Raw genomic sequence first — 21,384 nt, forward strand, 5'->3', positions numbered from 1 at the left:
GATGAATACAGAAAAACCAATGTTAACGCCGTGGCAGCGTTTTGTAGGCTTATTAAAATTAGAGAAAAGGGATTTAACGCAGGTTATCTACTATGCTGTTTTTTCGGGTATAATAAGTCTAACGCTTCCTTTGGGAATCCAGGCGATAATAAATTTAATTCAAGGTGCACAAGTTAGTACATCGTGGATAGTATTAGTAAGTTTAGTTACAATAGGCGTTGCATTTGTAGGCGTATTACAGTTGATGCAAATGCGTATAATTGAGACGATTCAGCAACGTCTTTTCATGCGAGCGTCTTTTGAGTTTACGTATCGCTTTCCAAAAATTAGGATGGACGAATTACACAATTATTATCCGCCAGAGTTGGCTAACCGATTTTTCGATGTTCTTACCGTCCAAAAAGGACTGGCAAAGCTATTGATAGATGTGCCAACAGCTGTGCTACAGATAATTTTTGCACTAGTTTTATTATCATTTTATCATCCATTTTTTATAGCTTTTGGTGTATTGCTTATAGCATTGATATATATCGTTTTTAAATACACAATTCAAAGAGGAATGGAAACCAGTCTTAAAGAGTCTAAGAAAAAATATATAGTTGCACATTGGATTCAAGAAGTTGCTCGCGCTATTATGAGCTTTAAGATTTCAGGAAAAACCTCTTTAGCCATCGATAAAAATGATAAGCTTGTCGAGAACTATTTAATTGCTCGCGAAAGCCACTTTAAGATTTTAATCATCCAATTCATTCAAATGATTGGATTTAAGGTTTTAGTAACCGCAGGTTTACTAATTATTGGTGGTTTACTCGTTCTTAGTCAAGAAATGAACATAGGGCAATTTGTTGCGGCAGAAATTATTATTCTTCTGGTCATTGGTTCTGTAGAAAAACTCATCTTAGGCCTAGAATCTTTCTATGATGTATTAACGTCGCTGGAAAAAATGGGACAGGTTGTAGATAAGAAAATAGAGTCGCAAGAAGGCGAAGAGGTTGTTGTAGACAAAGATTTTGATATCGAATTAGATAAAGTGTCATACGTTGTGCCGGATAGAAGTTTGCCTATCCTTAATAACGTGTCATTGAAAATTAATTCTAAAAGTAGAATTTTGGTCACAGGAGAGAGTGGCTCTGGAAAATCAACGTTAATTCGAATATTATCAGGCATATTCAGACCTACTACGGGCCGTATTTTCTTAAATGATACAGCTGTAAATAACTTAAAGTTAAATAGCTATAGAGCACATTTAGGATTGGTTTTAAGTGATGAAACACCGTTCGAGGGAACAATAAGAGAAAACCTTACACTTGGCGATACATCAATAACCCAGCAAAAAATAGAGGAAATATTATCTGTTGTTGGTTTAATCGAATTTCTAAAAGAAACAGAGTTTGGTCTAAATACGGTTATTTATCCGGAAGGACGACAAATTCCGTTTACGGTTACCAAAAAAATAATGTTAGCAAGAGCAATTCTAAAACGACCAAATATGATGATTTTAGAAGAGCCTCTAGAACATTTTGAAGCCGAAGAAACAAAGCGAATTATTAAATACCTGACCGATGAAAGTCATCCTTGGTCTTTAGTTGTAGTTAGTTTTAATTCAGAGTGGTCAAATGGCTGTTCTCAAATAATTAACCTTAGCAAAGGTCAAATCGTTTAAACTAAAGTATTATGTTAAATATATCTCGTAACCCATTAAATAAGAATGTCGACCTTAGTCACTTTAGGTCTGCAAGTCATGTATTTAATAAAGATTATTACAAATACTGGAGGCGTTTTCTCGGTGGGTTTGCAATAGTCTGTTTTATAATACTGTTTCTGCCATGGACACAGAACATTTCTGGCAGAGGTGAAGTAACAACCTTAACACCTGGACAGCGACCACAGACCGTGCAATCCCCAATTCCGGGTAGTATACAAGAATGGTATGTAAGAGAAGGAGATTATGTAAGTAAGGGCGATACCATCATGAAAATTGCCGAAATTAAAAGTGAATACTTTGACCCCAATCTTGTAGAGCGCACACAAAAGCAAAAGTTAGCTAAAGAATTCTCGGTAGAATCTTATCAAGGAAAGGTAAAGGCACAAGATGTTAGAATTTCTGCATTAATAAGGGAAAGAAGGTTAAATTTAGAAATGGCTGAGAATAAAATCTTACAAGCGCTTCAAAAAGTAAAAGCAGATAGCATAGATTTAGTGGCTGCAAGAACCAACTTAAGTATTGCACAAACAAAATATAACCGAGCAGATTCTTTATACAAAGATGGATTTACGGCATTAAAACGTGTAGAAGATGCTAGAGTAAAGTTACAAGAAACTCAGGCCAAAGAGACATCGCAAGAGGCTAAACTTTTAGTTAGTAAAAACGAAGTCATTAATGCCAAGTTAGATATTGCTCGTATTCAAGCAGAATATGCAGATAAGATATCTAAAGCAGAGAGCGAAAAATTTTCGGCACTATCTAGTCAAGCAAGCTCGGAAGCCGATGTGCAGAAATTAGAAAACGAAGTAACAAATTACACCATAAGAAATGGACTTATGTATGTAACAGCACCATATAATGGGTACATACAGACAGCGCTACGCGGTGGTATTGGGCAAACTTTTAAAGAAGGCGAGGAATTGGTTGGTATTATCCCTGCTGAGGTCGATTTGGCGGTAGAAACATTTGTAGAACCAATTGATTTACCATTAATCCATGTGGGCGAAAAAGTAAGAGTAGAATTCGATGGATGGCCTGCTATAGTTTTCAGTGGGTGGCCAAATGTATCTTACGGAACTTACGGTGCAGAAGTAGTGGCAGTAGAACGCTTTATTACCAAAAAGAATGGAAAGTTTAGAATTTTACTAAAACCTGATACAGATGATAATCCATGGCCAAAAGAAATTAGACCTGGGTCTGGGGCTAGAACTATAGCACTTCTAGAAGATGTACCTATTTGGTTCGAGCTATGGAGACAACTTAATGGTTTCCCGCCAAATTATTATCAGCCGATTGAGGCATCAAATACCAAAAAGAAATAACGCATGAGATTTCTAAAAGTTGTTGTTTTTTCAATCTTAGGTTTTGTAGGTTTTTCACAGGAAGAGGAATTGCCTAACGTGCTTAGGTTCGATGAATATTTGGGGTATGTCAAGAAATTTCATCCTATTGTTAAGCAAGCCGAATTAGTTATAGACGAGAGTCAAGCAAAACTTATGAAGTCCCGAGGCGCTTTCGATCCTAAAATTGATATTGATTACGACCGAAAAAAGTTAAAAGGCACAGAGTATTTCGATAAGCTTAATGGCACATTTAAAATTCCGACATGGTTTGGTGTAGAATTAAAAGCCAATTTCGAAGAAAATACGGGCGATTTTTTAAATCCAGAAAACTTTATTAGTGACGGAGGCTTATATTCTGCGGGAGTTTCAGTTCCAGTGGCGAGAGGACTTTTCATTAATGACAGGATGGCCTCATTAAAACAAGCACGTTTATTTAGAGAGCAGGCTAAGGCAGATAGAGATATTTTTGTAAACAACATTTTGTTCGAAGCCTCTAAAGTCTATTTTAAATGGCTAAGAGCTTATAACGAGCTGAAGCTTTTCGAAAACTTTTTAACCAACGCCGAGTTGCGTTATCGAGGTATTCTAAGAGGTGTAGAACTGGGCGAAAATGCGCAAATAGATGCGACAGAAGCGAGAATTGCGTTGAATAATAGAAAGCTGAGTTTGGAGCAGTCTCGTGTAAAAATGATAAAGGCAACTTTAGAATTATCGACGTTTTTATGGCTAGAAAATAATATACCAGTAGAACTGCAACCAAATGTCATTCCAGATGTAGATACAGAGCCTATTGTAGATGCTACTTTTGATATTAGTCAGCTACGTAGTGAAGAATTCATCATAGATGCGCATCCAAAGATGAGGTCTTTAGATTTTAAACGTCAAAGTCTTGATGTAGAGCGACGCCTCAAAGCAAATATGTTATTACCTCGAGTAGATGTAGAATATAATTTCTTAACAGATACACCAGATATCGCGAGGTCTTTTAATACGGCAGATTACAAAGGCGGTTTAAATATAAGTATGCCTTTATTTCTTAGGAAAGAAAGAGGAGATTTAAAGTTAGCCAAGATTAAACTTAATGATACTGAATTCGAAATTAACGCCACACGTGTTAATCTGCAGAATAAGATTAATGGCTTAAAACAAGAGTTAGATTCTTACGTGACTCAAAATGCAATTACGCTTCAGATGATAGAGGATTATCAGCAAATGCTTAGAGCCGAAGAACGCAAATTTCAATTAGGTGAAAGTTCTCTATTCTTGGTAAATTCTCGTGAATCCAAACTCATCGAAGGGCAATTAAAGGCTATCGAAATTCAGAATAAATTCTTCGATACAAAAGCGAAACTCTTTAATAGCTTAGCTATTAATCCGGAGTTTTAGTGATGAGTATTAAGCGAAAATTTCTGTCATTTCGAGCGTTAGTCGAGAAATCTTATGTCTTGACTTCTTTTTAGAAGACTAAATTTTATCTTTGTTAAATGAACGTACATTTTATAGCTATCGGTGGCGCTGCAATGCACAATTTGGCCATCGCTCTTCATAATAAAGGTTATAACGTCACCGGAAGTGATGATACTATTTTCGACCCTTCAAAATCACGATTAGAAGCCAAAGGTTTATTGCCTGAGGAGTTTGGTTGGTTTCCAGAAAAAATTATAGCAGATTTAGATGCAATTGTTTTGGGAATGCATGCCAAAGCCGATAATCCTGAGCTATTAAAAGCCCAAGAACTAGGCTTAAAAATTTATAGTTATCCCGAATTTTTATACGAGCAATCCAAAGATAAAACGCGTGTGGTTATTGGAGGAAGTCACGGAAAAACAACTATAACGTCCATGATTTTGCACGTGATGCATTACCACGATAGAGATGTCGATTATATGGTTGGTGCCCAATTGGAAGGATTTGACGTTATGGTAAAACTCACTGAAGACAATGATTTTATTGTTTTAGAAGGTGATGAGTATTTAAGTTCACCGATAGATAGGCGACCAAAATTTCATTTGTACAAACCCAATATTGCCTTGTTAAGTGGCATTGCTTGGGACCATATTAACGTATTTCCAACTTATGAAAATTATGTTGAGCAGTTTAGCATTTTTGTAGATAGCATAGTACGTGGTGGAAGCATAAATTACAATGAAGAAGATGCAGAAGTAAAACGTGTTGTTGAAGCGTCTGAAAACCAAATTAGAAAACTGCCTTACCAAACGCCTGAGTACACTGTGGAAGATGGTGAAACACTTTTAGAAACTCCCGAAGGTCCGATGCCAATTGAAGTCTTTGGTGCACATAACCTTAATAATTTAGCTGGTGCCAAATGGATTTGCCAGCATATGGGCATTGATGAGGATGATTTTTATGAAGCCATATCTACCTTTAAAGGTGCAAGTAAACGTTTAGAAAAAATAGCGGAATCTAGAACTTCTGTAGCTTATAAAGATTTTGCGCATTCGCCAAGTAAAGTAAAAGCCACAACCGAAGCTGTAAAAGTACAATACCAGAACAAGGAATTACTAGCTTGCCTAGAATTGCACACCTATTCTAGCCTTAATGCAGAGTTTTTAAAAGAATACAAAGGCGCATTAGATGCAGCCGATAAAGCGGTAGTGTTTTACTCGCCACACGCGGTAGAAATTAAAAAACTCGAGGAAGTCTCACACCAACAAATTGCGGATGCTTTTGAGCGTGATGATTTAATTATCTATACCAATCCACAAGATTTTAAAGACTTTTTATTCTCACAGAATTTTGAAAATAAAGCCTTATTGTTAATGAGTTCAGGTAATTATGGTGGTTTGGATTTTGATGAGGTGAAAGGGTTGTTTTAATGTTTTGTCATTATTTCAAATGCTCCTTAAAAAAAACAATAGTACGTTCCCAAGATAAATTCGCAGCTTCTTTGTCGTAACGCGGTGTTGTATTGTTATGAAAACCGTGGTTGACCTCTGGATAAATGTAAGCTGTGTATTCAATATTATTTTCTTTCAAAACTTTTTCAAAATCTGGCCAGCCCGCATTAACACGCTTGTCTAACTCACCATATTGGAGTAGAAGCGGTGCTTTAATTTTCTTAGCATCTTCAGCTTCGGGTTGTCTGCCGTAATAAGGTACTGCAGCGCCTAAGTCCGGTAAGCGTACAGCCATCATATTAGAAATATAACCGCCAAAACAAAAACCTACAACGCCGACTTTGCCTGTACAGTTTTCATGATTTTTCAAATGATGATACGCAGCGATAAAATCTTCGAGCATTTCGTTTCGGTCACGTTTTTTTTGCATGGCTCTACCATCGTCATCATTTCCTGGGTAACCACCCAAAGGTGATAAAGCGTCTGGGGCTAAACTTATAAAGCCTTCTTTAGCGGTTCGTCTTCCAACATCTTCAATGTATGGATTAAGTCCTCGGTTTTCGTGAACAACAATAACACCTGGTAATTTTTTAGCGCCTTTTGGTTTAGATAACAAACCTTTTATTGTTCCGCCTCCTTTTGGAGAATCGTAAGTGATATAATCAGAATCTAAAGTTGGGTCATCTGGTTTTACAAGTAAAGCGTCCACATAATTAGGAGACATAAAACTGAGCAAGGATGATACGGTTAAGCCACCAACGGCATAGATGCCAAGTTTTTCAATGAATTGTTTGCGGTTTAATTTGTTATGCGCATAGTCGTCATACAAATCAAATACGTCTTGGTTGATGTCTTCTTTTTTTAGGTCTTTCATCTTTAGAGTAAGTTTTAAACTGCTTTCTAAAGTTACGGATTTTTAAATACTTTCAACAAACTCTAAAAACACGGCTTTATGACGTTCTAAATCCATATTGCCAGAAAGTGCCACACGAGCAATGTAATCTTTATGACCTTCTTTGGTGGTACCTTGTGTTGAGGTTGCAGGAATCGTCCAATAACAGCCTTTTAATTGTCCATAGCTTACACAGTATTTACTTTCATTAGGGATTTTGGTAATCATCATATTGATGAGTTTGTGATTAAGTTGTCGTTTGTAAGCTTCTCTTTCTTCTTCTGTATCGCCTTTTGTAGGTAAGTCTAAAGAAAAAACAGATGGTGTAAAACCGCGTGCAGCCAGTTCTTCAGACACAAAATTGATTTTGGCTTCAGGAAGTTTTTCACTTATATAGTCTACAAATTCGCGTGTATTCTTGTAGGCATCATCAATTCTTTGATTCATTGATGGCATTTGTTCTGCCAAAACCTCATACTGAAAATCGGTAGCTTCATTATCGCAAAGTGACAAATGAATGGCAATTTTCTCCATAAGTTGTTCAGAATTTTTATTGCCAACGCAATAACCAGCGGTGCATTTTCCACCACTAGGAAACTTAGAGCCACTAGCATACGATAATGCTTTACCAGATGCTAAGATTTCGTCTTCAGCTAGAAACTGAATATTCGGGCAAAACGTTTGGTCTAAAATAAAAACAGGTTGAGTAGCATTAGCACCAGCGTCTGTTTTTCGGTCTTTGGCTAAGACCGCTTTTAATTCTTCTAAATCTGGAACTTCAACTCTTGGGTTAGTCGGAATTTCTGCAATGATATATGGTATAGCATCTTGTTTGGCAATAGCATCTAAAACCGTTTTTAGGCTGCTTACCATATCGTTATCGCCATCGACTTCTAAGTCTACAATTTCAACATTTTCATTACAAGCCGCAACACGTCTAGCTTGGTCGTTTGTACCGCCGTAGCAATTTGTTGGTACTATAAATTTTATGGCTTTGCCTTGGTGGTTTTGTTGGGCATCGTCAATCAAACCCATCATAATCGCATATTGTATTGATAATCCGCTTGAACCAACTAAAGGTTGTCCTGTTGTTGCAGTAATGGTTTTGATAGATTCTAAAACACGTTGTTTATTCGCTTCGCGATTATTGTTTGGCCTTTTTATAGTAGAATTTTCAACTAAAGCATTCAAAGCAACCAAGGTATTTTGTGGTGTCATGGCAATGCTTTCTCTACGTCTCACATGCTGAATTTCCGAAACGTAGTTTTTGTTTTGTTCGCCATTAATTAAAATAACACTACCTAAATTTTCATAAAGATTTATATAAAAATCAATATTTGGGTTGAGATGATTTGTACTGATTTTTTCTTCATTTGAAATAAATACAACACTACCATTAAATTCAGGTATAGCATCTATGTTCTCTGTCTGTTTTATTTCAAAATTATAACCGTAAACGCGTTTTAAAAGCTCAGTAGTGAAGTTTTTAGGTAACTCGTCTTTGTAGACGATTAATGTCTTTTTATTGTCTAGTAAATTCTTTCTAAGCACCGCGAGAATTGGCATAGCTTGAGACGAAAAACTAATGACATGACTTGGGTGAATATTATAAATTTTGGCAATGGCCCATTCAAAAACAGAAGACAACGGATGACCTAACCTAATATAGTCGTAAGCTGTTGGTAGCGCTTTGAGTGCTGATGCTTGAGAGTTGTTATTATTGAACAATATTTCAAATTGATTAATAAAATCGGTTTTTGCCAATTTTTCATTGTAGATATCTAACCTATGCGTGGTTAAATTCAGCCAATCTGAGGGCATATTTTTTAATACGCCTTTTATATAATTCTGGATATTTTGGTCTTGCATTACTTTGGATTTCTTATGGTTTTCAAATATATAATTTTAGGACTTTCTATTATTCTAGATGATAATCTATTTGTCGCCTTATTAAGAATTCAATTACGTTTTTAATATGGTTTGTTAAAAGACTTATCATATTTGTATATTTAGGAGAATTCTAAATCTTTTAAAAATGAAAAAACTACTATTAATCGCTATTCTATTTACTTCATTGAGCTATACAAATGAAGCCTCTGCTCAAGACGCTATGTTAGGTGAAATAAAACTTTTTGCGGGAAATTTTGCGCCAAGAGGTTGGGCATTTTGTCATGGTCAGCTTTTGCCAATATCTAAATATTCTGCAGTATTTTCCTTATTAGGCACCACTTATGGTGGCGATGGCCGAACGACCTTTGCTTTACCAGATTTAAGAGGTCGTGTGCCGGTATCACCAGGTACTGGACCTGGACATTCGCCAGTGAAGCTTGGTCAAATAAGTAATGGTAAATCCGTCAATGAGAGTGATTCTGGAAATGCAAAAACGCAATCTACGTTAGGTCTTAATTATATTATATGCATTCAAGGTTTTTATCCTTCGCGGAGTTGATAAAGTAAATATTTAAATTAAAAGCAACCTACTTAGGTTGCTTTTTTATTAAAAACACTTTATCCAAAAACTGTTTTATGCTTTCTTGATTGGCTCTAACTAATTCTGCTCTAGCGGCTCTCATGTCTTTAGGATTTTTGTCTTGTGAGAGTTTAAATTTACCTTCCCAATGGGTGATTTCAATCTCAAACATCTCGATATAGTTTAGATTTCTGTCTAAGCGAGGATTGTCTGGTTCTAAAACGTATTTGTGGTCTGGAGCTTCTAAGAACTCAGTCATAGTAATTAATGACTGTTTTAAAGCGGTTTTACTTTCAATGCCTTTTACTTTACCCTTAAGATGTACCTTAATGTAGTTCCAAGTAGGTAGCTGAGTCGTTCTATAAATACTAGGAGAAATGTAACATTCTGGTCCAGAAAATAAGATGGTTACATCATTGTTGTTCTTTAACAATTCGGCTTGAGGGTTATAGATATCGATATGCCCAATGAGTTGGTCTTTTTCGTAAACTAATGGTAAATGTGTTATTAGCGGTTGATTATCTTTTACTGATATTACAGTAGCCAACGGATAGGTTTTAATGACCTCAATCATGTGATTGATGTCATTATCTTGGTGATGTTTTGGAGGATACTTCATTATACTCCAAATTGTCTTAAGTGATGATCTAAGTGCTTATATTGCATTTTGCCCCATTGGTCTTTGGTTAGTTTTCCAAAAGCAGGATGTGGTTGCCAGTCTTTTCTTTCGCGTTGCGCATTTAATTCGTTAATAAGGGAAATGATTTTTGTTTTCTCAGCTTCAAAATTCTTGTCTTCCGTAATTTTAAAACCCGGAGCAGTTGGCATATTTTTTCGCCACGGCTTATCGCTATACATTGATTTTTTAAACAATAGATTAATCAACCAATTTGGTTTTACACCATAATCCTCTTTTTCTAAAATAATGTTCAATGGCATCTGGCAATGATGAAGCATTTGCCCTGGATTCATCTTTCCCCATTGTGCTTTTGTGTCTTTGTTTAGATTGTTTATTCGTGTTGAGATTTCCTCATAAACACCATCTTCAAAAAATGATTTCATGTTGAGTAGAATTAATTGATTTAAATTGACATCGGAATTTACAATTTTTTATCTTTAGAGCATGTCAGAATCTTCAAATTCATTTTCTATAAAGCAATGGTCGCAAGACGATCAGCCTAGAGAAAAATTAAGAGATAAAGGTAAGTCTTCACTAAGCGATGCAGAACTAGTAGCTATACTTATTGGCTCTGGTAGCAGAGATGAAAGTGCGGTAGATTTGAGTAAACGAATTTTGGCAAGTGCAGGAAATAACTTAAACGCTTTAGGCAAACTGTCCTTAAAGCAATTACAAGAATTTAAAGGTATTGGTGAAGCAAAGGCAATTACTATTGCTGCGGCATTAGAATTAGGGCGTCGACGAAAATTAGAAGAAGCGTTAAAGCAAGAAAAAATAACAAGTAGTCGAGATGTGTATGATATCATGCAACCCGTTATTGGCGAATTGCCTCATGAAGAATTTTGGATACTTTACCTTAATAATTCTAATAAAGTTTTACAAAAGCAACAATTGAGCAAAGGTGGCATTACCGGGACAATGGTAGATGTACGTTTGGTACTTAAATATGCCTTAGAAGTTGGAGCAGTAGCTCTAGTTTTGTGCCATAATCATCCTTCAGGGACATTAAAACCAAGTGAGGCAGACCGTCTAATTACTAAAAAGCTAAGTGCTGCGGCATTGAGTCTAGATATTAAAGTTTTAGACCATTTGATTATAACCGAAACTGCATACTTTAGCTTTGCAGACGAAACTATAATGCCATAATGCTTTTAGTTTATACACATAAAATTACGCCGAGGCTTACCTATGTTTTTAAGCATATTTGTAAGCGTATTTTGGGATTAGAAGTGTCTTTTACATCAAAAATCGAGGACTTTATTGCGCATGATTCTCTGAAAATGTCTTATGCAAAACAACCTTTAAGTAAAGAGATTTTCGTGAGAAGTCATAGCTTACTTTTCGAACAGGGCCTTTCGGATTTAGACATTGGTGTTAATCAATGGGACGACACCAAAGGCTTTTTTGCGACAGGAGAACGCAGCGATTTACCTTATGATATTTTTGCAGCTTCGTTTTATTTGTTAAGTCGTTATGAAGAGTATTTACCTCATGTAAATGATGATTATGGACGATTTTTAGCATCAGAAAGTTTAGCTTATAAATCTGGATTTCTAGAAGAACCCATCATAGATATATGGGCCTATAAATTAAAAGCGGTTTTACAAAAGCGTTTTCCAGAGTATCAATTCTCTGAACGAAAATACAATGTTGTACCTGTAATAGATGTTCCTAGCGCTTATAAGTATCTGCAAAGGGGCTTATTAAGAACTTTAGGCGGTCTTTTTGGAGACATACTAAGATTAAAATTTCGACAGTTTTATCAGAGACTGTCGGTGCTTCTTGGTTTTCAAAAAGACCCATTTGATATTTATAATTGGCTTATAAATCGTCAGAAAACTGTAGAATTTAAGTTTTATGTCTTTTTTTTAATTGGGGCTTATTCCACCTACGATAAGAATATTAGCATTAATAAGAAAGACTTTATATCTCTAATAAAATCTATTGGAGATTATTGCAACATAGGACTTAAAGCATCCTATTTTGCAATAGATGACGTTTCTGTTCTAAAAAAAGAGAAACAAAACCTAGAATCTGTTACCAATTTCAATCTTTTAGCCGTTAGAAACTCTCATGCAAAAATTAATTTACCATTTGCATACAGAAATGCTGTTGAATTAGAGATACCGAATGATTATACAATGGGTTATTTTAATGAGATTGGCTTTAGAGCAGGGACTTGTACGCCTTTTCTTTTTTATGACTTAGACTACGAAGTGCAAACACCATTACAAATTCATCCTTACCATATGATGGATTTTGCAATGTTAAAGTATGAGTCACAGCTGGATAAAAAGGAGTATCTTCAACGTTTTATTTCAAAAATCAAAATCGTCCAAGGCACCTTCTGCCCAGTTTTTCATAATTATTCTTTAGCAGATGATGGCGAATGGGAAGGCTTCAAAGAACTTTTTAATCTTATTTTAAAATCTGTAGATGACTGACATTAAACACATATTTTTCGATTTAGACCATACGCTGTGGGATTTTGATAAAAATTCAGCTTTAACCTTTAGAAAGATTTTCGATATTCATAATGTCAATGTAGAGCTTGATACATTTTTAAATACATACGAGCCAATTAACTTTAAATACTGGAAACTTTACAGAGAAGAAAAGGTTACAAAATCTGAACTTCGATACGGTAGACTAAACGAGGCATTTAATGGGATTAATGTTAGCGTTTCAGATAAACTTATACATCAGCTATCAGAAGACTATATAAATTACCTAACCACGTTTAATCACGTTTTCGATAACACTCACGAAATTTTAGATTACTTAAGTCATAACTACGAATTACACATTATTACTAACGGATTCGAGGAAGCACAAGAAAAAAAATTAAAGGCTTCAAAATTAAACCACTACTTTAAAACTGTAACAAATTCTGAGATGGCTGGTGTAAAAAAGCCTAATCCAAAAATCTTTAAATTAGCTCTAGATTTGGCCAATGCTAGACCAGAAGAAAGTTTAATGATTGGTGATAGTTTGGAGGCAGATGTCCAAGGTTCGATTAATGTTGGCATGAAATCTGTTTACTTCGATTATAAAGACGCTAATTATGTAAAAAATCATACAAGAATTACAAGTCTTATACAGCTTAAAGATTTTCTATAGTTAGCTTAGATAAACAATACTTATATTTACTCAAATTAATTACAAGACATGTCAAAAAAACTAATTCTTTTCGTCGTTGCTATTGGCATAGGAATATCGTCCTTTTCTCAGACGACTATCAACGATTATAAATATGTTGTGGTGCCATTGAAGGCTGATTTTTTTAAGGGGAAAGACGCATATAGAACAAGTACTCTCCTTAGATATTTATTTAAGAAAGAAGGTTTTGAAGTCTATTTTGATGAAGAAGAACTTCCGGAGGAATTATTTAATGACAGATGTTTGGGTCTTTATGCGAATCTTGCTAAAATATCTAGTTTTTTAAAAACGAAGGTTCAAATAGAACTTAAAGATTGTAGAGGCAGAGAAGTTTTTGTCAGTGACATCGGATCAACAAAGATAAAGGAATATATAAAGGCTTATCCAGAAGCCATAAGAGAGGCTTTTAAAAGTATTGAATTTTTAAATTACGAATATAATCCTTCAGCAAATGTGGGCTCTAAACCAAAGCAAAACATTTCTAAAGCTGAAAATGAATTACAAAAGATTGAAGAAACGAAAGCGGCAGAAGCTGAAGTCGTGCGTTTAAAGAAAGAGGTTGAAGATTTAAACAAGCAGAAAGAACTTGCAAAGGCTAAAGCAGATTTAGAAAAAGAAAAGCAACTTCAAGCAGAGAAACTTGAACAGCGTGCTGAGAAGAAAAGCTTAAATTCTGAAGTTTCGAGTTCAGATACATTATATGCTCAAGCTATTGATGTAGGTTTTCAGGTGGTCGATGCTACTCCTAAAGTAGTTATGGTTCTACTAAAAACGGCGGCTCCAAATGTATATGCAGTTAAAGGAAAAGATGCTATCGTTTTTAAAGAAAATGATAAATGGATATATTCTGAAGGTAACCAGAAAAAAGAACTAAAAATTAAGTTTTAATAGCCGTACTTCTCTTTCCAAAGTTGTTTTAATTTTTGGCGTTGTGCATCTTCTCGAGCGTTTTTCCCTGGGTTGTATAATTTTGTGTTTATTATCTCAGTTGGCATAAACTCTTGGGTGACAAAATTATTCTCATAGTTATGGGCGTACTTATAGTTTTCGCCATAGCCAATATCTTTCATTAATTTTGTTGGAGCGTTTCTTACAGGCAACGGAACAGATAAATCCCCAGTTTCTTTAACAAGTTGTTGTGCTTTGTTTATTGCTTCGTATGCCGCATTACTTTTCGGGGAACAGGCCAAGTACGTAGCACATTGGCTTAAAATTATTCTAGATTCGGGGTTGCCAATCACTGACACAGCTTGGAACGTGCTGTTGGCAATAACCAAAGCCGTAGGGTTGGCATTACCTATATCTTCACTTGCTAAAATTAGTAAGCGTCTAGCAATAAATTTTACATCTTCACCACCTTCAATCATTCGAGCTAAATAATATACAGCCGCATTAGGGTCGCTACCTCTAATTGATTTTATAAAAGCCGAAATAATATCGTAATGTTGTTCTCCAGTCTTGTCATATCGAGCCGTGTTATTCTGTACTTGATTTAAAACTGCGTCATTTGTAATAATGATTTTGTCATCTCCAAAGGAAGCAACTATAAGTTCAAAAATATTTAATAGTTTTCTGGCATCACCTCCAGAAAGGCGCAATAGCTGTTCCGTTTCTTTTAGAGTGATTTTCTTTTTGGAAAGAACGTCGTCTTTGGTTATTGCACGCTGCAAGAGTTGTTCTAAATCTTCTTTGCTAAATGAATTTAAAATATAGACTTGGCAACGTGATAGCAGTGCGGGAATTACCTCAAAACTCGGATTTTCAGTAGTAGCACCAATTAAAGTGACCCATCCTTTTTCTACGGCTTCAAGTAAAGAATCTTGTTGAGATTTGCTAAAGCGATGAATCTCATCTATAAAAAGTATAGGATTTTTGGTCGTAAACAAACCGCCACTTTTTTTAGCCTTATCTATGACTTCTCTTATATCTTTTACGCCAGAATTTATAGCACTGAGTTTAAAGAAAGGTCGTGCAGATTCATTAGCAATAATATTAGCTAAGGTGGTTTTTCCAATACCTGGTGGTCCCCATAAAATTAGGGAAGGCAAAACACCACTTTTTATGTGTTGATAGAGTGGTCCATCTTTTCCGACCAAATGTGTCTGACTTATGTAGTCATTTAAAGTTTTTGGGCGAAGACGTTCAGCTAATGGTGTATTCATAAATTAAAATTAAATAAAAAAACTAGAGACTAAGCATTTAGTCTCTAGTTTCTAATTAACAATTGTTCTTAATTGATTTCTATTAATCGTTTATATTGATTGTTAATGTATCATCAATTATAATATAACCCAGAGCGATAGGATAAAATTGTAGTTCAATGGTTTCTGTGCCTTCAGCAATACCATCGTCAATTATATCTATAATTCCAGATATATTATGTTCTAGGCTAGTGCTGGCGTCATATCCAAGATAGTAACCATCTTGAAGCAAAAAAGGACTAAAATCTTGAATGGTAAAAAGGTTAAAAGTGTAATCCTCACCCTCTGTGGCTGTACCTCCAACAACTCTTACACCAACTTGTCCTGAAACTTCAGGAAAAACAAAAATTGCTTCCCAATTATCTACTACATTTTGAACTAAATCTTCTTGGATTAAGTTAAATGTAGGTATTTCTCCTTCGCTAACAGTAATTGATTCTTCTACAATTTCTGCTTTTGTTGTATTTTCTAATGGTGTGTCTTCAAGGCTATCATCTTGGTCGCAAGAGATAAAAACAAATCCGAAGAGTAAGCACACTATTAATTTTGAATAATATATATTTTTCATGATTTCTTAAATTTTAGTTGACATCCCAAAAGATTTTAGAAGTAAATGCATCGCTTCTAGTTTGGTTTATTACGTTATTAGAATTTCCAGAGTATTCAGATGCAGGATATAATAATCTTAAAGGAATATTAGTGTCAGTTGAATTTTCAGGTAAAGGCAAATTACTTGGATAGCCAGTTCTGTTGTACTCAATCCATAATTCAGCTCCAGAAACACTTGTAAGTGCTATCCATTTTTGAGTTAAAATTGCTCTAAGAGGATTACCTCCATTAAATCCTAAATCAATGTCCGTGTCATTATCAGAAATATAGCTTGACGCATCTCCAGCACCTAAGAAGTCATATGAAGATTGTATACCCATATTAAACATACTTTGGGCATTGCCATTTAGATAGCCCCTTTGTATAGCTTCAGCTTGTAAAAAATAGCTTTCAGAAGAAAGCATGATTGGTAAATCAGCATCGGGACCTTTTAATATTCCATCTCCAATAGCTGCAGAATTTCCATTGCCATTTTGCGGTGTTCCTGCAAAGACACCACTATCTGGATTGGTCTTCCATATACGATTTAATCTTTCGTCATTAGAATTGGTTAGTAAATTAAAGGCAAAAAGTGATGGCCCTGTTTGTCTTCCTTGATTTGTTAGTACTCCAACAGGATTAGCACCATAGACTTCCCAAAAAGGATTTTGCCTATCATCGGAATTGGTATAGCCTGGATTAATTACTACATCTTCATCGATGAATGTTGCAGTGTTTAAATCGGTAAATTTAGAATTCACAAACGTTAATAATTCAGAATCAGTTTCGGCCTTCAGAATTAGCCTTACGAGTAGTCTTAACTTTACTGTATTAGCAAAAGCTAGCCATTTATCCATATCTCCATTAAACGTGATGTCTGAACTGCCAAAAGGTTCTAAGTCAGTACCACTATTAATAAGTGCTATGGCTTCGTCTAATGTATTAATCAAATCTATATAGATGTCTTGCGCATCATCGTAAGTTGGAAACAAAAAATCTGATCCTTGAAATGCTTCAGTATATGGTGCGTCTCCATACAAATCTACTATGTATTGAAAGTAGAAGGTTTTAAGGATTTTTGCTGCTGCTTTTTGGTTATTCCAATTTCTTCCATCTTCATAATTTTCTATTGTTGCAAAATTTGAAGTAAAACGGTAGAGATTATCCCATACATCATTGTAGAATGTTGTAGAGAATTGATACCTGCTTTCTGGTCCGTAAGCATCATTAAAAGCTAAATAGTTACCTGACCAAGCTACTCCCATCCAATTTCCAATGCGATTAACTCTATTAGTGTATGTCTCTGCACTTCGAGACTGAGCACCTACAATTAATTGATTGGGGTTAAGTTCGCTCAGGTTAGGATTATCTATGCTATCATTAACATCTAAATAATCATCACATGAGGTGAAGCATATACTTGTTACCAGTATGAGTACTAGTATGTTCTTAATTTTTTTCATAGTTTCTTTTTTAGAATGATAAGTTAACATTAAATGTATAGTATCTAGTAGGAGGTGTTATGCCATAAGTGGCTAATCCAAATCTACCAGCAAATTCAGGGTCGTTATAATCTAGGTTAGATTTAGGTAGAATAGTTAATAAATTTCTACCACTAACTCCAACACTTAAGCGAGATAGATTTAAAGACTCTACTATTTTAGTAGAAAAATCATACGTTAAACTCACCTCTCTTAATTTAAATGCAGTGGCGTCTACAATAAAGTTTTCATCAATATTGTTATGATCGCCAGTGTAATACGCGTAGGCTTCACCTAGTGGTTGTAAGTTGCCGCCACCAGCAGTAAGTACAGTTGTATTAGTAACGCCGCTTCCTTCTACTGTAGAGTTAGGGAAAACAAATGGCTGTCTGTCATTAAAGGTTGTGTCAAAGGTTCTTCCCTGGCCAGATAATTGTCTTTTTATTCCAGAGAAAAATTGATGACCAGTTCTGTAATCTCCTACAGCCGCAAGTCTAAAACCTTTGTATCTAAAGTTAAACCCAAAATTTAAAATGTAATCAGGGGTTGCTTGTCCTAAAATCTTTAACTCAGAGTCAATTAAAGGGTTACCATTTGCATCTATAACAACACGACCTTGCTCATCCCTTTGGTAAGCAGTCCCTAATATCTGCGGAAATTCTTGCCCCTCTATGGCAAATGCTCCTGCAGTTCCTAAATTTGCTACCTGTACTCTATCTGATTGGTCTGTAACTTTCTCAACGGTAGTCCTAAATGTGCTAAAACCAATACGTCCGTTAAATTCAAAATCTTCAGTTTTTAAAGGTGTAAACCCTAAGTCAATTTCCAAGGATTTAGATCTTGTTTCACCTACATTAATTAATGTGTTGAAAAAACCAGTAGGAGATGAACTTGAGATTGCTAATATCTGGTCTGTATTTTTACTAAGCGAAGCAGATATATCTAAAGTAAGTCTAGGACCTTGTCTATTTAAAAATTCTAAATTGGCATTGGCTTCAAAAGAATTAATAAACTCAGGTTTTATATTTTGATCTACTAATGTAGTTTGCGCTACTATTGGTACTAAACCAGTGCCAGGGAAAAATGTATCATTTACACCAACTGTAGATAATTGTTGAGGACCTAGTGCAGTGGCATTACCTGTTTTTACGTAACTAGCAGATAATTTAGCTTTGTACAAGATGTCACTTTTAAGATTTTCAAAAGCTCTTGTTGGTATAAAAGAGACACCCAATGAAGGATAGAAAAAGCTTCTGTTTTGTTTTGGTAACACAGAGTTCCAATCATTTCTACCAGTAATATTTAAGAATAAGTAATCTTTATATCCTAAATCAACCTGACCAAATATTGCTGAGGTTCTTTGTCTAATATTAGATTCATCGAACTCGGGAATTGATGTTATGTTAGATAGCTGAAACAATCCAGGTACAGCAAGATCAAACCCGCCAATAAATTCTCTATTGTATTTTCTATCAGTGGCATTAAAACCTATATTACTTTTAAAGGTGATATCTTCAGTAAGATTATAATCGAAATTCACCAAGAAATCTGTATATATAAATTGTTCTCTATCATTATCTACCTGATAGAAAGAACGGATACTTCTATCTCCAAATACAAAGTTTAAGTTATCCTCAAAAGCATTTCTCCGTATTTCTGTTTCGTTAGTTGTTGTTCTCACAGAAGATCTTAAAACAGAACTTATGTGGTCATTGAATTCATAACTTAGTTCCGCAGAGAGATCAAAAATATTTCTATTTCCAAACCCTCTATTGTTTCTAAGTGTCCAGTAAGGGCTAGTTTCATAAATTGTCCAGTGATCATTGTTGTCTCCGCTACTAAAAGCTTCAATAGGTACATTACCTGGTGTATTCATTAACTGTCTGTACATATTTGCATTAACGTCTTCGGTTTTCTGAGAAGTGTATCTCGCAATACCTTGTACCGAAAATTTACCAAGCTTCTTACCTGTTGTTAGCGAGAAGTTGTTTTTAGTAAGCTTACTGTCTGGTATTATACCATCTAAATCTTGATTTAAATAACTAAAATTTAAATAACCATTATCAACATCTCCGGCAGATATAGATATAGCGTTTTGCAAATTAACTCCAGTGTTAAAAAACGGTAAAATATTATCTTCTATATGCATATAAGGGAAGTATCTAAAGTTTCCATTGGCATCCGGAGTACCAATAGGAATATCAATACCATTGTAAGGTACACCCCATGATCCTTGGTCTACTGTTTCTATATTTCCGCCCCAACCTTGTCCAAAACGATTTTGAGTTTCAGGTAAAAACGCTATCTCTTCAAAAGTGGCAGAAGAAATTATGTTTATATTGAATTTACTGGCGTTTTTGCTACCTTTTTTCGTAGTTACAATTATTACACCAGCAGCACCCTGTTCTCCATAAAGTGCAGCGCCGTTTGGGCCTTTTAGCACGTTTAAAGATTCTATGGTGTTTGGATCCAAGCTCGACAGAGTTTGTGCTGTTGAGACAACATTATCTATTACAATTAAAGCGTTGTTATTACCTGAGATAGAGCGGTTACCTCTTAAAGTAATTTGGGTATTTGGTGCTAAACCAGCAGATGTAGTGTTTATTTGAAGACCTGAAACTTTACCAGCTAGCGCTTGTACTGCATCAGGGTTATTGGCTTGGTTTAATTCTTCAGATTTTACGACTTGATTAGCGGTTGTAATTTCGTCAGGCTTTCTTTTAATACCTACAGCAGTGATAATAATTTCATCTAACGACTCACTATCTTCCTCCATAGAGATATTAATTGTATTAGACTCTGCAACAATTATCTCTTGAGTTTTTAAGCCTACATAGCTAAAGACTAAAACATCACCAGACTTAGCACTTAAAGAGTATTTACCATCAAAATCAGTTTGGGTTCCCGTCGTGGTCCCTTTGATTAATACATTTACGCCAGGTAAAGGAAGGTTATTAACATCATTGACGATGCCAGTGATTATCCTTTCCTGAGCATTGGAAAATTGGAATACTAGTAAAGTGAATATTAATAGTATTCCGTTAAGTTTTGTTTTCATAAAGTGATTGATTAATTTATATTCACCAAATTTTGTAATTTTTTATTTTTTATGCAAAGAAAAAGATGATTTATTGATTATTTTTTACTAAAAATATGTTAAAGACAGATATAGAACATACTATTTTTTAATCATTAGTTTTAAAATCAGCGTGACAATATTTCATATTAAAGCCTATTGGCTCTAAATTTGAAATGTATCTCCTAAATTTGAACATGGCGCAACAACAGTTTAGATATTCAAACGCCATAATAGTCTATCCACTATTGTTGGTGTTTTCGATTTGGTTGGTCTTTTGGTATCAAGTTAGGATTGATTCAGGGATTAGGCATTTTGGTATTTATCCTCAAAAGATAGAAGGGCTTTTAGGGATATTTACAAGCCCGTTTCTTCATTCTGGCTTAAGTCATTTATACAACAATTCTATTCCTTTGCTAATACTCTCAATGGCGTTGTTTTATTTCTATAATAAAATAGCTTGGCGTGTATTGTTTTTTGGGATGTTAATTTCTGGATTACTCACATGGGTCATAGGTAAATCTGGAAATCATATCGGAGCAAGTGGTGTTATTTACATGTTGGTAAGCTTTATTTTTTTTAAAGGTATTATTGCTAAGCATTATAGATTAATAGCATTATCTCTAATTATTATCTTTTTATACGGAAGTATGATTTGGTATGTTTTTCCTATAAAAGATGGGATGTCTTGGGAAGGACACTTAGGTGGTTTGATAACTGGTTTTTTATTGGCTTTATTCTTTAAGAGCAAAGTCGCTAAGCCTGAAAAATATTTATGGGAAACAGAAGCTTATAATGAAGAAGATGACCCCTTCATGAAGCATTTTGATGAGGATGGAAATTTTATTGAAATTCTACCAGAAGATGAAATTGAAGATGAAAGTACTACCCAAAGAGAAATGAATTATATCTATAAAGAATCTGAAGAGTAA

The 21,384-nt window shown here is 34.9% G+C and carries 17 protein-coding genes and 1 pseudogene; 10 read left to right on the top strand and 8 right to left on the bottom strand.

Annotation, left to right across the window (positions count from 1 at the left end):
• The first annotated feature begins 1 nt into the window (after position 1).
• From DFQ05_RS00280 to DFQ05_RS00295, 4 genes are all read left to right on the top strand, one after another.
• On the top strand, positions 2 to 1,663 hold the full coding sequence (locus tag DFQ05_RS00280) for a peptidase domain-containing ABC transporter (RefSeq protein ID WP_132702411.1): 1,662 nt from the start codon (positions 2 to 4) through the stop codon (positions 1,661 to 1,663).
• Between the two features lie 11 nt (positions 1,664 to 1,674).
• Positions 1,675 to 3,027, top strand: a complete 1,353-nt coding sequence (locus tag DFQ05_RS00285) for an HlyD family secretion protein (protein WP_132702413.1) — start codon at positions 1,675 to 1,677, stop codon at positions 3,025 to 3,027.
• 3 nt (positions 3,028 to 3,030) lie between these two features.
• Positions 3,031 to 4,434 carry a TolC family protein gene (locus DFQ05_RS00290; protein ID WP_199221950.1) on the top strand — a complete coding sequence of 468 codons (1,404 nt, stop codon included), beginning with the start codon at positions 3,031 to 3,033 and terminating at the stop codon, positions 4,432 to 4,434.
• A gap of 98 nt (positions 4,435 to 4,532) precedes the next feature.
• Positions 4,533 to 5,885 carry a UDP-N-acetylmuramate--L-alanine ligase gene (locus tag DFQ05_RS00295; protein ID WP_132702415.1) on the top strand — a complete coding sequence of 451 codons (1,353 nt, stop codon included), beginning with the start codon at positions 4,533 to 4,535 and terminating at the stop codon, positions 5,883 to 5,885.
• Positions 5,886 to 5,895: 10 nt separating this feature from the next.
• Here the strand turns inward: DFQ05_RS00295 and DFQ05_RS00300 are convergent, their stop codons facing one another.
• On the bottom strand, positions 5,896 to 6,780 hold the full coding sequence (locus tag DFQ05_RS00300) for a dienelactone hydrolase family protein (protein ID WP_132702417.1): 885 nt from the start codon (positions 6,778 to 6,780) through the stop codon (positions 5,896 to 5,898).
• Between the two features lie 42 nt (positions 6,781 to 6,822).
• A complete protein-coding gene (locus DFQ05_RS00305) occupies positions 6,823 to 8,667 on the bottom strand; it encodes a PLP-dependent aminotransferase family protein (protein ID WP_132702419.1) in 1,845 nt (614 codons plus the stop codon).
• A 241-nt stretch (positions 8,668 to 8,908) separates the two neighbouring features.
• Between DFQ05_RS00305 and DFQ05_RS13820 the strand changes: the two are divergent.
• Positions 8,909 to 9,160 (top strand): annotated as a pseudogene (locus DFQ05_RS13820) (phage tail protein); the annotation flags it as partial.
• Between the two features lie 115 nt (positions 9,161 to 9,275).
• On the opposite strand, the gene DFQ05_RS00315 reads toward DFQ05_RS13820, so the two are convergent.
• A complete protein-coding gene (locus DFQ05_RS00315) occupies positions 9,276 to 9,887 on the bottom strand; it encodes an FMN-binding negative transcriptional regulator (RefSeq protein ID WP_132702421.1) in 612 nt (203 codons plus the stop codon).
• Positions 9,887 to 10,330, bottom strand: coding sequence for a DUF1569 domain-containing protein (locus tag DFQ05_RS00320; RefSeq protein ID WP_132702423.1), 444 nt, complete (start codon positions 10,328 to 10,330; stop codon positions 9,887 to 9,889). Before DFQ05_RS00320 ends, DFQ05_RS00315 begins: the two co-directional genes overlap by 1 nt.
• Positions 10,331 to 10,391: 61 nt before the next feature.
• Between DFQ05_RS00320 and radC the strand changes: the two genes are divergently transcribed.
• The 4 genes from radC to DFQ05_RS00340 are packed head-to-tail and all read left to right on the top strand — an operon-like array spanning position 10,392 to position 13,994.
• Positions 10,392 to 11,093, top strand: a complete 702-nt coding sequence (gene radC / locus DFQ05_RS00325; protein WP_132702425.1) for a RadC family protein — start codon at positions 10,392 to 10,394, stop codon at positions 11,091 to 11,093.
• The gene (locus tag DFQ05_RS00330; RefSeq protein ID WP_132702427.1) at positions 11,093 to 12,391 is read left to right on the top strand and encodes a polysaccharide deacetylase family protein; all 1,299 of its coding nucleotides are present in this window, start codon (positions 11,093 to 11,095) and stop codon (positions 12,389 to 12,391) included. The genes radC and DFQ05_RS00330 overlap by 1 nt, the downstream gene beginning before the upstream one ends.
• Positions 12,384 to 13,067: a YjjG family noncanonical pyrimidine nucleotidase gene (locus tag DFQ05_RS00335; RefSeq protein WP_132702429.1), complete on the top strand. Its 684-nt coding sequence runs from the start codon at positions 12,384 to 12,386 to the stop codon at positions 13,065 to 13,067. The genes DFQ05_RS00330 and DFQ05_RS00335 overlap by 8 nt, the downstream gene beginning before the upstream one ends.
• Before the next feature lie 48 nt (positions 13,068 to 13,115).
• Positions 13,116 to 13,994, top strand: a complete 879-nt coding sequence (locus tag DFQ05_RS00340; RefSeq protein ID WP_132702431.1) for a coiled-coil domain-containing protein — start codon at positions 13,116 to 13,118, stop codon at positions 13,992 to 13,994.
• Here the strand turns inward: DFQ05_RS00340 and DFQ05_RS00345 are convergent.
• From DFQ05_RS00345 to DFQ05_RS00360, 4 genes are all read right to left on the bottom strand, one after another.
• Positions 13,991 to 15,268, bottom strand: coding sequence for a replication-associated recombination protein A (locus DFQ05_RS00345; protein ID WP_132702433.1), 1,278 nt, complete (start codon positions 15,266 to 15,268; stop codon positions 13,991 to 13,993). The two genes, DFQ05_RS00340 and DFQ05_RS00345, sit on opposite strands and share 4 nt — an antisense overlap.
• A gap of 82 nt (positions 15,269 to 15,350) precedes the next feature.
• Positions 15,351 to 15,875: a hypothetical protein gene (locus tag DFQ05_RS00350; RefSeq protein ID WP_132702435.1), complete on the bottom strand. Its 525-nt coding sequence runs from the start codon at positions 15,873 to 15,875 to the stop codon at positions 15,351 to 15,353.
• Positions 15,876 to 15,888: 13 nt separating this feature from the next.
• Positions 15,889 to 17,358: a SusD/RagB family nutrient-binding outer membrane lipoprotein gene (locus DFQ05_RS00355; RefSeq protein WP_158281875.1), complete on the bottom strand. Its 1,470-nt coding sequence runs from the start codon at positions 17,356 to 17,358 to the stop codon at positions 15,889 to 15,891.
• A 10-nt stretch (positions 17,359 to 17,368) separates the two neighbouring features.
• A complete protein-coding gene (locus DFQ05_RS00360) occupies positions 17,369 to 20,434 on the bottom strand; it encodes a SusC/RagA family TonB-linked outer membrane protein (protein ID WP_132702439.1) in 3,066 nt (1,021 codons plus the stop codon).
• 215 nt (positions 20,435 to 20,649) lie between these two features.
• On the opposite strand from DFQ05_RS00360, the gene DFQ05_RS00365 reads away from it, so the two are divergent.
• Positions 20,650 to 21,384: a rhomboid family intramembrane serine protease gene (locus tag DFQ05_RS00365; RefSeq protein ID WP_132702441.1), complete on the top strand. Its 735-nt coding sequence runs from the start codon at positions 20,650 to 20,652 to the stop codon at positions 21,382 to 21,384.

This window comes from Winogradskyella wandonensis (assembly GCF_004346845.1).
GTDB classification, from domain to species: Bacteria; Bacteroidota; Bacteroidia; order Flavobacteriales; family Flavobacteriaceae; genus Winogradskyella; species Winogradskyella wandonensis.